The sequence below is a fragment of the Flavobacterium nitrogenifigens genome, assembly GCF_003254565.1.
Lineage (GTDB): Bacteria > Bacteroidota > Bacteroidia > Flavobacteriales > Flavobacteriaceae > Flavobacterium > Flavobacterium nitrogenifigens.
On the sequence record NZ_QJRI01000181.1, the window covers coordinates 53,694 to 70,174 of the forward strand.

Below are 16,481 nucleotides of genomic sequence, written 5' to 3' on the forward strand. Positions count from 1 at the left end.
AATTAAAAAATGGAACCAATAAGATGTGGCTGGTGTTCTGCCAGCGATTTGTATAAAAAATATCATGACGAAGAATGGGGAACTCCTGTTTATGACGACCCAACTATTTTTGAGTTTTTAATTCTAGAAACTTTTCAGGCTGGACTAAGCTGGATTACTATTTTAAATAAAAGGGAAAACTTCAAAACTGCTTTTGACAATTTTGATTATAAAAAAATTGCTAATTATTCTGAAGATAAAATCGAAGAATTAATGCAGAATACAGGAATCATTCGTAATCAACTCAAAATTAAATCTGCCGTTACAAACGCTCAGGCTTTTATGAAAGTTCAAGATGAATTTGGAACTTTCTCTAATTATATCTGGAAATTTACTGACGGCAAACCAATTGACAATAATCCGAAAACTTTGAAAGATGTCCCGGCAACTACTCCAATTTCTGATGCGATCAGCAAAGATTTAAAAAAACGCGGATTCAAATTTGTTGGTTCAACCGTTATTTACGCTCACATGCAAGCGACCGGAATGGTCAATGATCATGTAGAAGATTGCTTTACTAGAGCTAAATAGTTTTCAGTCTCAGTCTCAGTTTTCAGGGACTTTTCTTAGTTTTAAAAACTGAAAACTGAGACTGAGACTGAAAACTTAAAAAAAATACATATATTTGCTTCACACTTTAGGGGTGTCTGCATCGCGCAGGCTGAGATTTTACCCTCTGAACCTGATCTAGTTCATACTAGCGTAGGGAAAAGTAAGATGACTTCTTGAACGCATTTCTATGCGTCATTGTAGCCATTCCTAAGGTGTATCTATACACTAAACTCAAAAAGGAATGGAACTAAAAATCAATCAACAAACCAAACAATTCAATGCTGAATCGCTAAGCGTTCAATCATTGCTCGATCTCGAAATTCCGCACAAACAAAACGGAATCGCCGTTGCTGTTAACAATACCGTTGTTCCAAAACTCAAATGGAACGAATTCTTCGTACAAGAAACTGACGAAATTTTAATTATTTCTGCTACGCAAGGGGGATAATTTTTAAAATTCCAAAACAGAAAATTACAAATTCCAATCTATAGTTGAGAATAACCATAATTCAAGTTAACCTGAAACTTCAAACCTGAAACAAAAATATCATGACAAACGAAGAACAAATATCAAGAACCCCATTTCCGAATTCTAAAAAAGTTTATATCGATGGAGAAATTCACCCAATAAAAGTAGCCATGCGCGAGATAACTTTAAGCGACACTAAACTTTCAAATGGTGGAATAGAAAAAAATCCTCCAGTAACGGTTTATGACACTTCTGGAGCTTATACAGATCCAAATATCGAAATTGATATTAGAAAAGGATTGCCACGCTTACGCGAAAGTTGGATTCTAGACCGAAACGATGTCGAAATTTTAAACGAAATCACTTCAGATTATGGCTTAAGCCGATTAAAAGACGAAAGCCTTAATCACCTTCGTTTTGAGTATCTGCATCAGCCAAAAAGAGCAAAAAAGGGCGCAAACGTTACTCAATTGTATTATGCCAAACAAGGCATTATCACTCCAGAAATGGAATATATCGCTATTCGCGAAAATCAGCGTATTGAGCTTTTAAACGAACAAACCAAGGCAATGCAATGCCAACACAGCGGTCATAGTTTTGGTGCTAATACTCCAAAAAGCAAAATCACACCCGAATTTGTACGCTCTGAAGTAGCCTGCGGAAGAGCAATTATTCCAAACAACATTAATCACCCAGAAAGCGAACCTATGATTGTAGGTCGTAATTTCTTGGTAAAAATTAATGCCAATATCGGAAACAGTGCTGTAACTTCTAGCATCGAAGAAGAAGTTGAAAAAGCCGTTTGGGCTTGCCGTTGGGGCGCCGATACGATTATGGATTTATCAACAGGAAAAAATATTCATGAAACCAGAGAATGGATTATCCGTAATTCTCCCGTTCCAATCGGAACCGTTCCAATTTATCAGGCATTAGAAAAAGTAAAAGGAATTGCTGAAGATTTAACTTGGGAAATCTTCCGCGATACATTGATTGAGCAAGCAGAACAAGGGGTTTCTTATTTTACAATTCATGCTGGAGTTTTACTTCGCTACATTCATTTAACTGCCAATCGAGTTACTGGAATTGTATCTCGAGGCGGATCGATTATGGCAAAATGGTGTTTGTTTCATCATAAAGAAAACTTCCTTTACACACATTTTGAAGAAATCTGCGAAATCATGAAACAATACGATGTTGCTTTTTCTTTGGGAGACGGTTTACGTCCGGGTTCGATTGCAGATGCGAATGACGCTGCTCAATTTGCCGAACTAGAAACTTTGGGAGAATTGACCAAAATTGCTTGGAAACATGATGTTCAGGTTTTCATTGAAGGCCCAGGTCACGTGCCAATGCACATGATTAAAGAAAACATGGACAAACAATTGGAACATTGCCATGAAGCTCCTTTTTACACTTTAGGCCCATTAACTACAGATATTGCTCCAGGTTACGATCATATTACTTCGGCAATTGGCGCTGCTATGATTGGCTGGTATGGCTGTGCAATGTTGTGTTATGTAACGCCAAAAGAACATTTGGGCTTACCGAATAAAAAAGACGTTAAAGATGGTGTAATCACTTATAAAATTTCTGCGCATGCTGCCGATCTAGCAAAAGGTCATCCGGGAGCACAATATCGCGATAATGCTTTGAGTAAAGCTCGTTTTGAATTCCGTTGGGAAGATCAGTTTAATTTGGCCCTTGATCCAGATACAGCAAGAGAATTCCATGACGAAACACTCCCTGCTGATGGAGCAAAAGTGGCGCATTTCTGTTCGATGTGTGGCCCTAAATTCTGCTCCATGAAAATATCTCAGGAAATTAGAGATGTTGCTGCAGCTGAAAAAGGAATGCAAGAGAAATCAGAGGAATTTATTGAGCAAGGGAAAGAGATTTATATATAACATGAGTATTAAGATGGAGGAATTAAGTATTAAGATTTAAATAGACGATCTCTTAATTCTTTCATCTTAATACTTAATACTCTCAAAAAATGATTGTGATTACAAATCCTTTTACTATTGAAGATGAAATAGATATTCTTCATTCTTTATTGGAAGAAGGATTGTCTTTGCTTCATATTCGGAAACCTGATTTTTCAGAATTAGAAATGGCTCAGTTTATTGATCAGATAAAACAAGAATTTCGAAATAAACTGGTTTTGCACAATCAGCATCATTTAGCCGAAGGTTTTGGCATTGACCGATTTCATTTTTCTGAAAAAGAGAGAAAAAGCAATCTTAATGATCCTGCAAGGTTTTCAAAACCTTGTAGGTCTAAATCAACATCAACACATTCTATCGAAGATTTTAATTCGTTAGAAAATGAATTTGATTATGCATTCTTGAGCCCTGTTTTTAAAAGTATTTCAAAAGAAAATTATCATCCAAAAAATGATCTTTTTAAAGCTATAAAATCAAAAACAAATAGTAAAACAAAAGTGATTGCTTTAGGCGGAATTGATATTGAAAACATTCAAAAAACACTTGAAAACGGTTTTGATGATGTTGCGCTTTTAGGAAGTATTTGGAACCATGAGAATCCGTTAAAACAATTTAAATTATGTCAGAAAATCGTCCATTCGTACTCACAATTGCAGGTTTAGATCCGTCTGGTGGCGCTGGAATTTTGGCTGATATCAAAACATTTGAACAGCATAAAGTTACTGGGTTTGCTATTGCAACAGCTAATACCCTTCAGACTGAAAATGAATTTCATAAAATTGAATGGATCAATATCAATTTTGTAATACGCTCTATTGAAGTCTTATTTCAAAGCTATACAATCAGTGCTGTTAAAATCGGAATTATGCCTTCTCTTTCTTATTTAAATCGGATTCTTTCGACGATAAAATTAATTTCTCCAGATACAAAAATTGTCTGGGATCCAGTTTTAAAATCAACAACAGAATTTGATTTTCTAAATATTGAAGATCGTTCAGATTTATTTCAAATCTTGTCAAAAATCAATTTGATTACACCCAATTATATAGAAATCGAACAATTACTTCCTGGTTTTATAAAAGATAATCTTTGGATTGAGAATGAAATTTCGACTGCAATTCTACTCAAAGGCGGACATAATTCAAATGAAATCGGAAAAGATCAATTGTTTTTAAAAAATAAAATTCTTGATTTATTCCCAACGGAAAAAAACTGCCACGAAAAACATGGTTCAGGCTGTGTCCTTTCTTCGGCAATCGCTTCCAATTTAGCACTAAATCAAACTATGGAAGTAGCTTGCAAAAATGCAAAAACCTACATAGAAAAATATTTGAGTTCAACATCAACATTAATCGGATACCATTATGTATAGCAAACTGCAATATATTTCGCAAGGCGAAACAATTGACGACCAATTACGCAACATACATCAGGCACTTGATGCTGGATGTAATTGGGTACAAATGCGATTTAAAAACCAAACCCAAAAAGACGTTTTCACTTTAGCGGAAGCGGTAAAACCCCTTTGCGAAGAATATCTTGCGAACTTTATTGTAAACGACGATTTGCATCTCGCAGAACAAATTGCAGCTGATGGAGTTCACTTGGGATTAACCGACACAAAAATCGACGAAGCCAGAGCAATTTTAGGCTCAACAAAAATTATCGGAGGAACTGCCAATACTTTTGAAGATATCGAAAATCATGTAAAAAACGGCTGTGATTATATTGGCTTAGGGCCTTTCAGGTTTACAGCAACTAAAGAAAAACTAAGTCCGATTTTAGGTTTGTCGGGTTATCATGAAATTCTTCAAAAACTAAAAAAAAATAAAATTGACATTCCTGTTTATGCCATTGGCGGCATCACAGTGCGCGATGTAAGTCCGCTAATGGAAACAGGAATTTTCGGAATTGCCGTGTCTGGAATCATTACTGAAAGTGATGAAAAACCAAAATTAATTCAACAATTAAAAGAAAAATTATATGCAGACATCATTGTTTAATATTGGAGATAAAACCTTTAAGTCCCGTTTGTTTCTCGGAACTGGAAAATTTGGTTCGAATGAAGAAATGGAAGATGCTGTTTTAGCTTCAGAAAGCGAATTGGTTACTGTTGCCCTAAAGCGTATTGATCTTGAAACTGATACTGATGCTATTTTATCGCACTTAAAACATCCAAATATCAATTTATTACCCAACACTTCTGGGGCAAGAAATGCAAAAGAAGCTGTTTTTGCTGCACAATTGGCTCGCGAAGCTTTGGAAACCAATTGGGTAAAACTGGAAATTCATCCCGATCCGAAATATTTAATGCCAGATCCGATTGAGACTTTAAAAGCAACCGAAGAATTGGCTAAACTTGGTTTTATTGTACTTCCGTACATTCATGCTGATCCTGTTTTGTGCAAGTATTTAGAAAGTGCTGGAACATCTGCCGTAATGCCGTTAGGTTCACCAATTGGAAGCAATAAAGGTTTAAAAACAATCGATTTTATAGAAATCATCATTGAACAAAGTACCGTTCCTGTTATCGTAGATGCTGGAATTGGAGTGCCTTCTGATGCAGCAAAAGCAATGGAAATTGGTGCCGATGCCGTTTTGGTAAATACTGCCATTGCCGTAGCTGGAAATCCGAAATTAATGGCCGAAGCTTTTAAGGAAGCGGTAATTGCAGGAAGAAAAGCTTTTGAAGCTAAAGTTGCCAATCAGCAGAATTATGCTTCAGCTTCTAGTCCTTTGACTTCTTTTCTTTATGAATAATTTTTTTCTAACGCAAAGTTCGCAGAGTTTTTCCGCAAAGTTCGCTAAGCTTTGCGAACTTTTTGTCAAAAACAAGAACTCAAAGCTTAGCGAACTTTGCGTATTCTTAGCGCGCTTTGCGTTAAAAAACTTTTGCAGTAAAACTAAACTCACATGAAAACATTCAAATCTATTTTTGAGCAATATAATTGGGATGAAATCCAATCTAGAATATATAAAACCACATCAAAAGATGTCGAGCGCACTTTGGCTAAAACCAAATACAATCTCGATGATTTTTTGATTCTAATTTCTCCTATTGCTCAAAATTATTTAGAGCAAATGGCACAAAAATGTCATGAAATCACCAAGAAGCGTTTCGGGAAAACCATCCAAATGTATGCGCCACTTTATTTGAGCAACGAATGCCAAAACATTTGCACCTATTGCGGATTTAGTTTAGACAATAAAATCAAAAGAAAAACGCTGACTGACGCTGAAATAAAACTGGAAGTTGAAGCCTTAAAAAACACAGGTTTTGATCATGTTTTATTAGTTACGGGAGAAGCAAATTATACTGTAAATATTAATTATTTTCTTAATGCTATTAATCTAATCAAAGAAAACTTTTCTATTATTTCTGTTGAAGTACAGCCTCTTTCTGTAGAAGATTACGAGTGTTTACACAATGCTGGAGTATATTCTGTTTTGGTTTATCAGGAAACGTATCATCAGGAAGTTTACAAAAAATATCATACAAAAGGTAAAAAATCAAATTTCGATTATCGATTGGAAACTCCAGATCGAATTGGAACTGCTGGAATTCATAAAATTGGTCTAGGCGTTTTATTAGGTTTAGAAGACTGGAGAACAGATAGTTTCTTCAATGCCTTACATTTAGATTATCTTCAAAAAAAATATTGGCAGACCAAATATTCCGTTTCTTTTCCTCGTCTGCGTCCAGCTGAAGGTATTATCGAACCCAACTTCATTATGGATGATAAAGATTTGACACAATTAATCTGCGCTTATCGTTTGTGGAATGAGGATTTAGAAATTTCGATTTCTACTCGCGAAAATGAGACGTTTAGAAACCATATAATTCCGATTGGCGTTACGAGTATGAGTGCGGGCTCTAAAACAAATCCGGGAGGTTATGTTGTCGATCCTCAATCGTTGGAACAATTTGAAATCAGCGATGAACGTTCTGCAGAAGAAATTTCAAACATCATAAAAAATGCAGGTTATGAACCTGTTTGGAAAGACTGGAACAAGGCTTATAGTTGAAATGTTTCAAGTTTCAAGTTTGAAAACTTAACATTTTACAATTCACAATTCACAATTCACAATTAAAAAAATGAGCATTATACAAGAATTCCTTCGTTATAACAGACAAACCATCCTTCCTGAAATTGGTGATGAAGGTCAGGAAAAATTAAAAAAAGCAAGAGTTTTAGTAATTGGCGCAGGCGGTTTGGGCTGTCCAATTTTACAATATATTGCAACTGCAGGAGTTGGTTTTATTGGAATTATGGATTTTGATACGATCGAAATTCATAATCTACACAGACAGATTTTATATACCGAAAATGAAATCGGAAAACAAAAATCAATTGTTGCTCAAGAAGTCGTTTCAAAACTAAATCCGCTGATTGAGGCTGTTGCAATCAATGAAAAACTGACTTTGGAAAATGCCTCAAAAATCATTGAACAGTATGATATAATTGTAGATGGTTCAGACAATTTTACAACGCGCTATTTGGTAAATGATACTTGCGTAAAATTGGAGAAACCTTTGGTTTATGGAAGTATTTTGAAATTTGAAGGTCAGATTGCTGTTTTTAATCATAACGGAAGTAAAAATCTTAGGGATTTATTTCCCGAAATGCCAGATCCAAAAGATGCTCCGAATTGTAATTTGAATGGTGTTCTTGGAACTTTACCTGGAATTATAGGCAATATGATGGCGCATGAAACCTTAAAATTGATTCTAGAATTACCAACTTTAAACAATGAACTAGTAATTTTTAATACTTTAAATTGGAATTTTATAAAGTTGAATTTCTAGAAAATAACCTCATCACCAACTCTAATAATTCCAGAATTCAGACTCACAATATTGGTTCCGAATAAAACAGAATTATCTACATTTCTGTATTTGCTTAACGTTTTTAGCGGTTCCTTTTTCAAACGCCCATTTTCCGGATCATTGTTCACCATAACACATCTTCCGCAGGGCTTTATGTTTTTAAATTGAACCTCTCCTATCGCAAAAGTCTTAAAATCATCTTCTTCGTGAGGATTTTCAGTGCTTACAACAATGTTTGGACGAAATCTTTTTATGGTAATTTTTTCATCCAATTTATCATTCAAAAAATCCAAACTTTTAGATCCAATCATTAAATAAGGATAACCATCTGCCAAACTCACATTGAATGTTTCTTTTAATCTGGAGCTTTCGTGTTTACGAGCTCCATTTTTAAGTATTTTAACCAATTTGCATTGAAAGCCCAAATGCTGACTAAACCATTTTGACGTTTCAAGATTTACCTCAACCACTTCGCTTTTATCGTCCCAAACATTTACTTCTATCACATTTTCTAAATGTTCGCTAATAGAAAATTCTTGCTTTTGATCCTGAAAAGTAATGCTGATTTTCCCATTTGAAATCTGCGGATAAAACTGACTCATGATTCGATGTTCTCTTTGTGTCAGCATTTGATTTTCTGCATCAATAAGCATCCAACGGCGGTCGTTTTCAAATCCCATTTCTTCAGCTTTTGCAGATTCAAGACTAATTCCCGCCAAACTCTTTATCGGATAAATATAAATTTCTTTTACGCTGTAAATAGCACTCATTTTCTATTTGCTTTTTAAAATGGACATAAACTCTTCACGATCAATTTCTCGACAGCCTAAGCTCTCCAAATGCGGATTGTAAACCTGACAATCCAATAATTTATAATTTTCTTTCTTCAAATATAAGGCTAAAGCAATGAAAGCTGTTTTTGAAGCATTTGAAACTTTAGAAAACATACTTTCTCCGCAAAAAACATCTCCCAAATCAATTCCGTACAAACCGCCAACCAAAACATCATCTTGCCAAACCTCAACCGATTTTGCCACTCCTTCTTCATTTAATTTGCAATAGGCTTCAATCATTTCATCCGAAATCCAAGTTCCATCCTGCCCTTCTCGTTTTATCTGCTGACAATTTAAAATTACCTCTTTGAAATTTTTATTATAAGTAACCTTAAATATTTTCTTATTGAGAATCTTCCGCATACTTTTGGATATCGCCAATTCATCAAAAAACAATACCATTCTAGGATCTGGCGCCCACCAAAGAATCGGTTCTCCTTCATTAAACCAAGGAAAAATACCGCTTTTGTAAGCCAATAGTAAGCGCTCTGGACTTAGATCGCCTCCAATTGCTAAAACCCCTTCTTCATCAGCTTCTTCAACTGGCGGAAAAAACAAATCGTTGAATAAATAATACATCTCTTTTTAATATTCAATTATGAAATTCCAAATTCCAATACAAATAGAAATCTCAATACTAAAAATTCCAAATTCCAAACTTTCAGAATATTGTCTTTTATTTAAAATAAAGCTCTAAACTAAAATTCCAAATCCCAAAACATAGTTATGAATTGGAATTTGGAATTTATAATTTGGAATTTAAACCTTTTTTTAGAACGGTAAATCGTCTGGTTCGTCTTCATTTAAGTTTGTTGCTGGAGCAAAAGTTTCTGCCGCTGGCATTGCAGGAGCTTGTCCTGGAGTTTCTGCTGCTAATCTTTCGATTCTCCAACCTTGAATACTATTGAAATATCTAGTTTCTCCTTGCGGATTAACCCATTCTCTTCCTCTTAAATTGATAGAAACTTTTACTGCATCTCCTTGTTTATAGCTACTCAACAAATCGCATTTATCTTGTGTAAATTCGATTAAAATATGTTGTGGATACTGCTCCTCAGTAGTAACAACTAACTCTCTTTTTTTGAATGAGGCACTAACTTGCTGCTCTGGGTTAACCACTTTTACTTTTCCTGTAACTTCCATCTTCGTCTATTTAATTATTGTTTCTATTTTCTTTTTATTTCTTGGCTAAAAGCACTTTCCAAGCCGATTCTACATCACCGTTATCCAGATATTTTTTGGCTTCTAAATGCACTTTTTTCTGGTCGTCTGAGCTTAAAACTCCTTTGACTGCGAAATTTTGTTTCACAAATATACTAACTTCTTCTTTTGTAGGCAAGGTTTCAACATTTCCTAATTTCCCTAAATCATTCCCATCAAAAACAGGGCTTTCTTTTATAAAATCGGGTATCGAATCTACGCCTACTCCCAATGTTGTCAAGGGTTTTGCAACTTCAAAAAGCCCTTGATTAGATCTTGAATACCAATTATTTCCAAGTCTTGAAACCAAATCAATTTTATGCTGATCGATCGCTCCATTTTCATCTAAAATCGATTCATCGATATGAATTTTTACTACTTCACATAAAATCAAATTTCCAGCTCCTCCTTCTGTTCCTAACGGAATAATCTGCGTAATCTTGCATTCAAACTGAACCGGAGATTCTTTTACGCGATATGGTTTTACTAAATCTGAAGGAATTTGGGTTAATCCTGCTTTAATAAATTCGTTTACTCCGTCTGCATATTCTGTACTTGCCAATGATGTTTGTTGTACAATATCATAATTAACAACATTTATTACCACTTCTCGAGTCGCTTCTGCATTAATTAGAGTATGTTTAATCGTATTATCGCGAACACGTCTTGATGGTGAAAAAACCAAAATTGGCGGATTGGCACTAAACACATTAAAGAAACTAAATGGAGATAAATTCGGAATCCCTTTTTCGCTAATTGTGCTTGCAAAAGCAATAGGTCTAGGCCCGATTGAACTCTGCAGATAGCCTTGCAATTTGGCCGTTGGAATCTCTTTTGGGTTAACGCTGATCATACTTTTAAATTTAGACAGAATCTCTTTTAGTAGCTACAAAAGTATTGAAATGGTTTAATTCGAAAAAATAGTTTTAGAGATAAAATCGAAAAATCTTTCTATATGGAGAAAATATAAAATGTGTATATTTCGTTATATTTATACCTCAAAAAAACTGATATGTCTTTTTCTGAAAGAACAAATACAACCCGCTGGATTATTATTTCGGTATGTTTTATAATCATTTCTCTAATTCTTTGGAACACTTATACTTTTTTCCAAATTTTTAAAAATGAGGAACGTTTAAAAATGAATCTTTTTGTGAAGGCGCAAATTACGATAGTGAACGCCGACGAAAATACAGATGTAGAACTTCCTCTTCAGATTTTTAATAACAATACTTCGATTCCAGGTATAATAATGCTTTATGATAATGTGGTAAGTGCAGTGAATGTCCCTGACGAAATTCTTAATGACAAGAAAAAAAGAATCGCTTTCTTAAATAAACTGAAAAATGAAAATGAGCCTATCACTTTTGAATATGCTCCAGGGAAATATCAGACCTTATATTACGGTAATTCTTCATTATTGAACAAACTCAAATATTATCCGATTGCACTTCTTCTTATTATATTCTTGTGTATTGCTTTAATTTATAATTTTTACAAAAGCACTAAAATGGCAACCCAAAACAAACTTTGGGCAGGAATGGCAAAAGAGACGGCACATCAAATTGGCACACCGCTTTCTTCATTAATTGGTTGGGTTGAAATATTAAAAACAGAAAATATAGATCCGTCAATTAGTCTTGAAATTGAAAAAGATATCGAACGTTTGCAGACCATTACTGATCGTTTTTCTAAAATTGGCTCTATTCCTGTTTTAGAACTTCATGATATTGTAAAGGAAACTAAAACAGCTTATGAGTATTTGCAATCTCGTTTTTCTAAACAAGTTGCCTTTTCGTTTCATGCTCCAGATTCTCCTATTTTAGTAATGATAAACCCTACTTTGCATAGCTGGACGATCGAAAATTTGGTTAAAAATGCTATTGATGCCATGAAAGGAAAAGGAACTTTAGACCTTCAAATTGAACAAGACGCACATCAGGTAAAAATTAACATTAAAGATTCTGGAACCGGAATTCCTAAAAAGCAATTCAACACTATTTTCGAAACTGGATATACCACAAAAAAACGTGGTTGGGGACTTGGACTTTCTTTAACTAAAAGAATTGTGGAAGAATATCATAACGGGAAAATCAAAGTTTTACACTCTGAAATTGGGAAAGGAACTACTTTTCAGATTGCTTTAAATAAAAAAGTGCAGTAATAAATTTACTGCACTTTAGTTATTTGTTTTGTCAGACTGAGCGAAGTCGAAGTCTTTACAAATTTGATTGAATATTTTTTGCTAAAGCTTCAAATTCTTCTTTTGAAAGTGAAACTTTATCAATAAAACGCATTTCATCCATATGGTTTAACGGAATCAAATGTACGTGTGCATGAGGCACTTCAAGTCCGACAACTGCTATTCCGATTCTTTTGCATGGAACTGTCTTTTCTAAGGCCGCTGCAACTTTTTTAGAAAACTTCATCAATCCTAAATACAACTCTTCGTCCATATCAAAAATCTTATCGATTTCTTGTTTCGGGATACAAAGTGTGTGTCCTTTAGCGTTTGGATTTACATCTAAAAACGCTAAATAGTTCTCGTCTTCAGCGATTTTGTATGCAGGAATTTCTCCGTTGACTATTTTAGTGAATATTGAACTCATGGTTAATTTTTAAATCTTAATAGTGTGATTGCTTCGTTCCTCGCAATGGCTTAGTCTCTCGAAATTTCCAGAATTTCAAATTTCAAAACTCCGTTTGGAACCGTAATTTCGGCTACTTCTCCAACAGATTTCCCTAATAAACCTTTCCCGATAGGAGAAGTTACAGAAATTTTTCCTGTTTTTAAATCAGCTTCACTTTCAGCAACAAGCGTATATTTCATCTCCATTCCGTTACTTTGGTTTTTGATTTTTACATTCGATAAAACCAAAACTTTAGAAACATCTAATTGCGATTCGTCAATTAATCTAGCATTTGCATATACTTCTTCAAGTTTAGCAATTCTCATTTCTAATAAACCTTGCGCTTCTTTTGCTGCATCATATTCTGCATTTTCAGACAAATCACCTTTATCTCTTGCATCTGCAATATCTTGAGATGCCTTTGGACGCATTACACTCTTTAAATGCTCCAATTCATCTTTTAATTTTTTTAATCCTTCAGCTGTATAATAAGATACTTTACTCATAACTTCATCGTTTATATAAATACAAAAAATCCCATCGCGACGGGATTTTCTTACCACAAATATACTATAATTTTTAATAGTACATAATTATATGTTAATCATATATAGATTTCAAATCTAAATAAATTATTTTTGTTTTAACTAATTCTTATTCAAATAATGAAAAAAATCTGGTTCTTTATCGCATTTACTGCAGTTTTATTTGCTTGCAGTGACAATAACAGAAGTAATAACAATCCGAACATTCCTAACTATTCGGTAAATGCTTATCTCGACACTAATCTTCCAACGTATAACAAACTACTGTATCCGAGTAATCCTGTATATGTTGCCAATTATGGTGCAAAAGGAATTATTGTAATGAAAACTGGCGAAGGAACCTATAACGCTTTTGATGCAGCTTGCCCTAATCAAGCTTTTAATTCTTGTACTGCAATGACAATTGATGGAATTTATGCAGTTTGTTCTTGCGACAAAAGCCAATATAATTTATTTACAGGTCTGGGCGGAAAAGAATATCCGATGAAACAATATCGCGTTGAATCTTCTGGAACTATTATTCACGTGTACAATTAAATACAAAAAAGCCTGAAATATTTCAGGCTTTTTTGTGTCTTAGGTTCATTAAAATTTCAAATTCAAACCTACTAAGAAATTTGTTCCTGCTTGCGGATAATAGTACGGATAAACATCCCACATATAACCATTTGAAACATATTTTTTATCGAAAATATTATTCACCAAAGCTGTGATTGTTATAGATTGAAAAATCTTTTTTGGTTTAATTTCGTAAGATGCATTAAAATCGTTTACAAAGTAATCTGCCAATTTAGCTGCCGGAAGTTCAATATTGTTCATATATTGTTCTCCAACATATTTTTGCAATAATGAAAGATATAATCTTTCTATCGGTTTATACACAATCACGTTTCCTGCAATTACTTCTGGAGAATAGGCAATTTTAGTTGTTCCGTAATATTCTCCATCAACTGCTAAATCAACATTTTTGTTACTGCTTAAAGTAAAGTTTGGCCTTAAAGTAAATTTCTCAGAAAGTGCAATCGTTGCATCAAATTCAAAACCTAAACGGTAGCTTTTCTCTGTATTAGCGCGAATCGGGTTTCCTACATCATCCAATCTTCCTGTTAAGATTAATTGATCTTTGTATCCCATGTAATATACATTAGAGTTCAATTGAAATTTCTCTGAATTGAATCTCCATCCTAACTCAAAATCATTCAGTTTTTCTGGTTTTACATTTCCGCCTTCGTAATCTGTTCTATTTGGTTCACGATTTGCTCTTGCATAAGAAAAATACAAAGTGTTTTTTTCATTGAAAGCATAATTCAAACCAGCTTTCGGATTAAAGAAATTGAAATTATCATCTACTAAACCAGTTTCTTTACTATTTGCTTTATATTTCACATTTCTGTATTGTAAATCTCCATAGAAACTTAATTTTTCTGTGAATTGATAATTTGCTTTCGCAAAAATATTACCATCTGTTTTTGACGAATAATCATCATAGTAATGAGATCCTAATACCGATTGATCAGAGTATTGTGACCAGATTACTTTTCCGAAATGATCTCCTTCATATTTATTCCAACCTCCGCCTAAAATAACATTTAATTTTTCTGTTACATATTTAGCAGAAAAAGTCGTTCCGTAGAAATCGTTATCCAACCATTTTTGACGAATCAAATCGGTTACTGGAACTAAATTCCCATTGTCATCTTCAACTGTTTTTGTTGGTTGAATTGGTCCATAACCAGCAACAGGTTCATCTTCTTTATAATTTTCGTAATACCCTTTTCCTTTTGTATAATGAAATGCTAGGTTTGTACTCCATTTATCAGAAATCGATTCGCTCCAATGCAATTGATAATGATCTTGATTGTAATTATCGGTTTCGTTATCATAGAAATGCACATTTCCTGCATCGTCTGTGTACATTCCAGCAGAATTAAAAGTACGGTCTATATTAAGCGTTTCTGCATCGATTCCGTTCCAAGATTGATATGTTTTTTGAGTTCCTCCAAAAACTAATGCTTTAATCAAAGTGGTTTTGCCAACATAAGTTCCCTGCAAAAAATATGATTTTAGATCTGCACTTCCTCGATCAATATATCCGTGTGTTTTTATTGTAGATAAACGTCCAGCAATTTCAAAATGATCATTTAATAAACCTGTACTAAACTTTACTGTATTTTTAAATGTGTTAAATGATCCTGCAGAACTTGAAATCTCACCCGTCGCTTTTCTAGCATAACTATCTGTAAGCATATTTAAACTGGCACCAAAAGCACCTGCTCCATTTGTTGATGTTCCAACTCCGCGCTGCAACTGAAGGCTCTCTACAGAAGAAGCGAAATCGGGCATATTTACCCAAAATGTTCCTTGACTTTCTGCATCATTGTACGGAATTCCGTTTATGGTTACGTTTACACGTGTTGCATCGCTTCCACGAACTCGAATACCGGTATAACCAACACCATTTCCTGCATCTGAAGTTGTCACAACCGAAGGAAGATAATTCATCAGAACCGGAATGTCCTGACCTAGATTTCTATACTTGATCTCCTTTTTATCCATATTACTAAAACTCACCGGAGTCTTAGAAGTAACACGAACTGCCGAAACCAATACATCATCAAGCTGATTCACTTTGGTAGAATCTTGCTGCTGCGCAAAAGAGAAAAGAGAAAAGAAGATAGAAAATAGAGAAAAGAAAATAGATCTGGTTCTGCTCATTTTTTGAACCTCAGAACCTTTGCAACTTAGTACCTCAGTACCTTTAAAAATAGTTTTCATTCGTAAAGAATTACGAATAAAAGGGGGAATTATTCTTTGTTAAATTAATAAATGTGTTTCCCGACAAAATAAAGTGTGCACGCTCGATAGTGTCGTTTTCCCTTAGCAACATTACTCGCTCAGGTTCTTTGGGTATGATCTCAGCTCGTTATTTGGAGCACCCCTTTGAGACAGTGCAAATATAAAAAAGTATTAAGATAAATGTATTAAGTATTAAGATTTTTCATCTTTGAATTTCTTAATACTTAATTCTTCTGTCTTAATACTAAAAATCCGGTTTTTTTCTTGATTGCTTCAAATCAGAAACATTCTTTTTGTCTTTGATTCTTTTCTTAATTACAGCTTTTGGAACTTTTGTCGCCTTTCTAACTTTAGGAACATAAAGTCCTTTTCTGATGATTTCCACAAACCGTTTGGTTACAATCTCTTTGTTTTTAAGCTGACTACGGTCTTCGTCACAGTTTAAGATCAAAATATTTTCAGAAGTTAATCTTGCCGAAATATTTTCTTTTAATAATAATTTCTCTTCATCAGTCAAGGCTTGAGAAGCATTCAGATCAAAACTCAAAACTACTTTAGACGAAACTTTATTTACGTTTTGCCCACCAGAACCGCTACTTCGAACGGCTTTGAAATTTAACTCTGCTATGATTTTTTCTGAATCCAT

Annotated in this window: 19 protein-coding genes and 1 riboswitch; of the genes, 11 read left to right on the forward strand and 8 right to left on the reverse strand. The window is 34.1% G+C overall.

All coding sequences use genetic code 11. The features are described from left to right. Positions 1-9: 9 nt before the first annotated feature. From DM397_RS20275 to DM397_RS20315, 9 genes are all read left to right on the forward strand, one after another. The gene (locus DM397_RS20275; protein ID WP_111379266.1) at positions 10-570 is read left to right on the forward strand and encodes a DNA-3-methyladenine glycosylase I; all 561 of its coding nucleotides are present in this window, start codon (positions 10-12) and stop codon (positions 568-570) included. Positions 571-668: 98 nt separating this feature from the next. Beyond that, a riboswitch (TPP riboswitch) is annotated at positions 669-765 on the forward strand. Between the two features lie 67 nt (positions 766-832). Next, positions 833-1,039, forward strand: coding sequence for a sulfur carrier protein ThiS (thiS, locus tag DM397_RS20280; protein WP_111379268.1), 207 nt, complete (start codon positions 833-835; stop codon positions 1,037-1,039). A 101-nt stretch (positions 1,040-1,140) separates the two neighbouring features. Then, the gene (gene thiC / locus DM397_RS20285) at positions 1,141-2,964 is read left to right on the forward strand and encodes a phosphomethylpyrimidine synthase ThiC (RefSeq protein WP_111379270.1); all 1,824 of its coding nucleotides are present in this window, start codon (positions 1,141-1,143) and stop codon (positions 2,962-2,964) included. An 89-nt stretch (positions 2,965-3,053) separates the two neighbouring features. Next, entirely contained in the window at positions 3,054-3,665 is a 612-nt protein-coding gene (locus tag DM397_RS20290) for a thiamine phosphate synthase (protein WP_111379271.1), read from the forward strand. Beyond that, entirely contained in the window at positions 3,623-4,375 is a 753-nt protein-coding gene (locus tag DM397_RS20295) for a hydroxymethylpyrimidine/phosphomethylpyrimidine kinase (RefSeq protein ID WP_111379273.1), read from the forward strand. Before DM397_RS20290 ends, DM397_RS20295 begins: the two co-directional genes overlap by 43 nt. After that, positions 4,368-5,006, forward strand: a complete 639-nt coding sequence (locus DM397_RS20300) for a thiamine phosphate synthase (RefSeq protein ID WP_111379275.1) — start codon at positions 4,368-4,370, stop codon at positions 5,004-5,006. Before DM397_RS20295 ends, DM397_RS20300 begins: the two co-directional genes overlap by 8 nt. Then, positions 4,987-5,763, forward strand: coding sequence for a thiazole synthase (locus DM397_RS20305; protein ID WP_111379277.1), 777 nt, complete (start codon positions 4,987-4,989; stop codon positions 5,761-5,763). The genes DM397_RS20300 and DM397_RS20305 overlap by 20 nt, the downstream gene beginning before the upstream one ends. A 153-nt stretch (positions 5,764-5,916) precedes the next feature. Then, complete coding sequence (gene thiH, locus DM397_RS20310; RefSeq protein WP_111379279.1) at positions 5,917-7,029, forward strand: 2-iminoacetate synthase ThiH; 1,113 nt, start codon at positions 5,917-5,919, stop codon at positions 7,027-7,029. Between the two features lie 70 nt (positions 7,030-7,099). Then, positions 7,100-7,810: a HesA/MoeB/ThiF family protein gene (locus tag DM397_RS20315; RefSeq protein ID WP_111379280.1), complete on the forward strand. Its 711-nt coding sequence runs from the start codon at positions 7,100-7,102 to the stop codon at positions 7,808-7,810. Here the strand turns inward: DM397_RS20315 and DM397_RS20320 are convergent. From DM397_RS20320 to DM397_RS20335, 4 genes are all read right to left on the reverse strand, one after another. Beyond that, positions 7,807-8,601, reverse strand: coding sequence for an MOSC domain-containing protein (locus DM397_RS20320; RefSeq protein WP_111379282.1), 795 nt, complete (start codon positions 8,599-8,601; stop codon positions 7,807-7,809). The two genes, DM397_RS20315 and DM397_RS20320, sit on opposite strands and share 4 nt — an antisense overlap. Positions 8,602-8,604: 3 nt before the next feature. Next, on the reverse strand, positions 8,605-9,243 hold the full coding sequence (gene aat, locus DM397_RS20325) for a leucyl/phenylalanyl-tRNA--protein transferase (protein ID WP_111379284.1): 639 nt from the start codon (positions 9,241-9,243) through the stop codon (positions 8,605-8,607). 192 nt (positions 9,244-9,435) lie between these two features. Continuing rightward, complete coding sequence (locus DM397_RS20330; protein ID WP_111379285.1) at positions 9,436-9,807, reverse strand: DUF3127 domain-containing protein; 372 nt, start codon at positions 9,805-9,807, stop codon at positions 9,436-9,438. A 34-nt stretch (positions 9,808-9,841) separates the two neighbouring features. After that, the gene (locus DM397_RS20335) at positions 9,842-10,717 is read right to left on the reverse strand and encodes a flavin reductase family protein (RefSeq protein WP_111379287.1); all 876 of its coding nucleotides are present in this window, start codon (positions 10,715-10,717) and stop codon (positions 9,842-9,844) included. Between the two features lie 159 nt (positions 10,718-10,876). Between DM397_RS20335 and DM397_RS20340 the strand changes: the two genes are divergently transcribed. Beyond that, a complete protein-coding gene (locus DM397_RS20340) occupies positions 10,877-12,028 on the forward strand; it encodes a sensor histidine kinase (protein ID WP_111379289.1) in 1,152 nt (383 codons plus the stop codon). Between the two features lie 55 nt (positions 12,029-12,083). On the opposite strand, the gene DM397_RS20345 is transcribed toward DM397_RS20340, so the two are convergent. Then, the gene (locus DM397_RS20345; RefSeq protein ID WP_111379290.1) at positions 12,084-12,473 is read right to left on the reverse strand and encodes an HIT family protein; all 390 of its coding nucleotides are present in this window, start codon (positions 12,471-12,473) and stop codon (positions 12,084-12,086) included. 50 nt (positions 12,474-12,523) lie between these two features. Next, positions 12,524-13,000 (reverse strand): transcription elongation factor GreA, encoded by a 477-nt coding sequence (gene greA / locus DM397_RS20350; RefSeq protein WP_026728641.1) that lies wholly within the window; start codon positions 12,998-13,000, stop codon positions 12,524-12,526. Between the two features lie 159 nt (positions 13,001-13,159). On the opposite strand from greA, the gene DM397_RS20355 reads away from it, so the two are divergent. After that, positions 13,160-13,576 (forward strand): Rieske (2Fe-2S) protein, encoded by a 417-nt coding sequence (locus DM397_RS20355; protein WP_111379292.1) that lies wholly within the window; start codon positions 13,160-13,162, stop codon positions 13,574-13,576. A 48-nt stretch (positions 13,577-13,624) separates the two neighbouring features. Here DM397_RS20355 and DM397_RS20360 read toward each other — a convergent pair whose 3' ends face one another. Together DM397_RS20360 and arfB are read right to left on the reverse strand one after the other, a co-directional pair. Continuing rightward, positions 13,625-15,814: a TonB-dependent receptor gene (locus tag DM397_RS20360; RefSeq protein WP_111379294.1), complete on the reverse strand. Its 2,190-nt coding sequence runs from the start codon at positions 15,812-15,814 to the stop codon at positions 13,625-13,627. A 265-nt stretch (positions 15,815-16,079) separates the two neighbouring features. Then, positions 16,080-16,481, reverse strand: coding sequence for an alternative ribosome rescue aminoacyl-tRNA hydrolase ArfB (arfB, locus tag DM397_RS20365; protein ID WP_111379295.1), 402 nt, complete (start codon positions 16,479-16,481; stop codon positions 16,080-16,082).

Coding starts and splice junctions, on each gene's coding strand:
- thiC (WP_111379270.1), top strand. CDS start 1,141: ATGACAAACGAAGAACAAATATCAAGAACCCCATTTCCGAATTCTAAA.
- thiH (WP_111379279.1), top strand. CDS start 5,917: ATGAAAACATTCAAATCTATTTTTGAGCAATATAATTGGGATGAAATC.
- DM397_RS20335 (WP_111379287.1), bottom strand. CDS start 10,717: ATGATCAGCGTTAACCCAAAAGAGATTCCAACGGCCAAATTGCAAGGC.
- DM397_RS20295 (WP_111379273.1), top strand. CDS start 3,623: ATGTCAGAAAATCGTCCATTCGTACTCACAATTGCAGGTTTAGATCCG.
- greA (WP_026728641.1), bottom strand. CDS start 13,000: ATGAGTAAAGTATCTTATTATACAGCTGAAGGATTAAAAAAATTAAAA.
- DM397_RS20275 (WP_111379266.1), top strand. CDS start 10: ATGGAACCAATAAGATGTGGCTGGTGTTCTGCCAGCGATTTGTATAAA.
- DM397_RS20360 (WP_111379294.1), bottom strand. CDS start 15,814: ATGAAAACTATTTTTAAAGGTACTGAGGTACTAAGTTGCAAAGGTTCT.
- DM397_RS20320 (WP_111379282.1), bottom strand. CDS start 8,601: ATGAGTGCTATTTACAGCGTAAAAGAAATTTATATTTATCCGATAAAG.
- DM397_RS20305 (WP_111379277.1), top strand. CDS start 4,987: ATGCAGACATCATTGTTTAATATTGGAGATAAAACCTTTAAGTCCCGT.
- arfB (WP_111379295.1), bottom strand. CDS start 16,481: ATGGATTCAGAAAAAATCATAGCAGAGTTAAATTTCAAAGCCGTTCGA.
- DM397_RS20345 (WP_111379290.1), bottom strand. CDS start 12,473: ATGAGTTCAATATTCACTAAAATAGTCAACGGAGAAATTCCTGCATAC.
- thiS (WP_111379268.1), top strand. CDS start 833: ATGGAACTAAAAATCAATCAACAAACCAAACAATTCAATGCTGAATCG.
- DM397_RS20290 (WP_111379271.1), top strand. CDS start 3,054: ATGATTGTGATTACAAATCCTTTTACTATTGAAGATGAAATAGATATT.
- aat (WP_111379284.1), bottom strand. CDS start 9,243: ATGTATTATTTATTCAACGATTTGTTTTTTCCGCCAGTTGAAGAAGCT.
- DM397_RS20340 (WP_111379289.1), top strand. CDS start 10,877: ATGTCTTTTTCTGAAAGAACAAATACAACCCGCTGGATTATTATTTCG.
- DM397_RS20315 (WP_111379280.1), top strand. CDS start 7,100: ATGAGCATTATACAAGAATTCCTTCGTTATAACAGACAAACCATCCTT.
- DM397_RS20330 (WP_111379285.1), bottom strand. CDS start 9,807: ATGGAAGTTACAGGAAAAGTAAAAGTGGTTAACCCAGAGCAGCAAGTT.
- DM397_RS20300 (WP_111379275.1), top strand. CDS start 4,368: ATGTATAGCAAACTGCAATATATTTCGCAAGGCGAAACAATTGACGAC.
- DM397_RS20355 (WP_111379292.1), top strand. CDS start 13,160: ATGAAAAAAATCTGGTTCTTTATCGCATTTACTGCAGTTTTATTTGCT.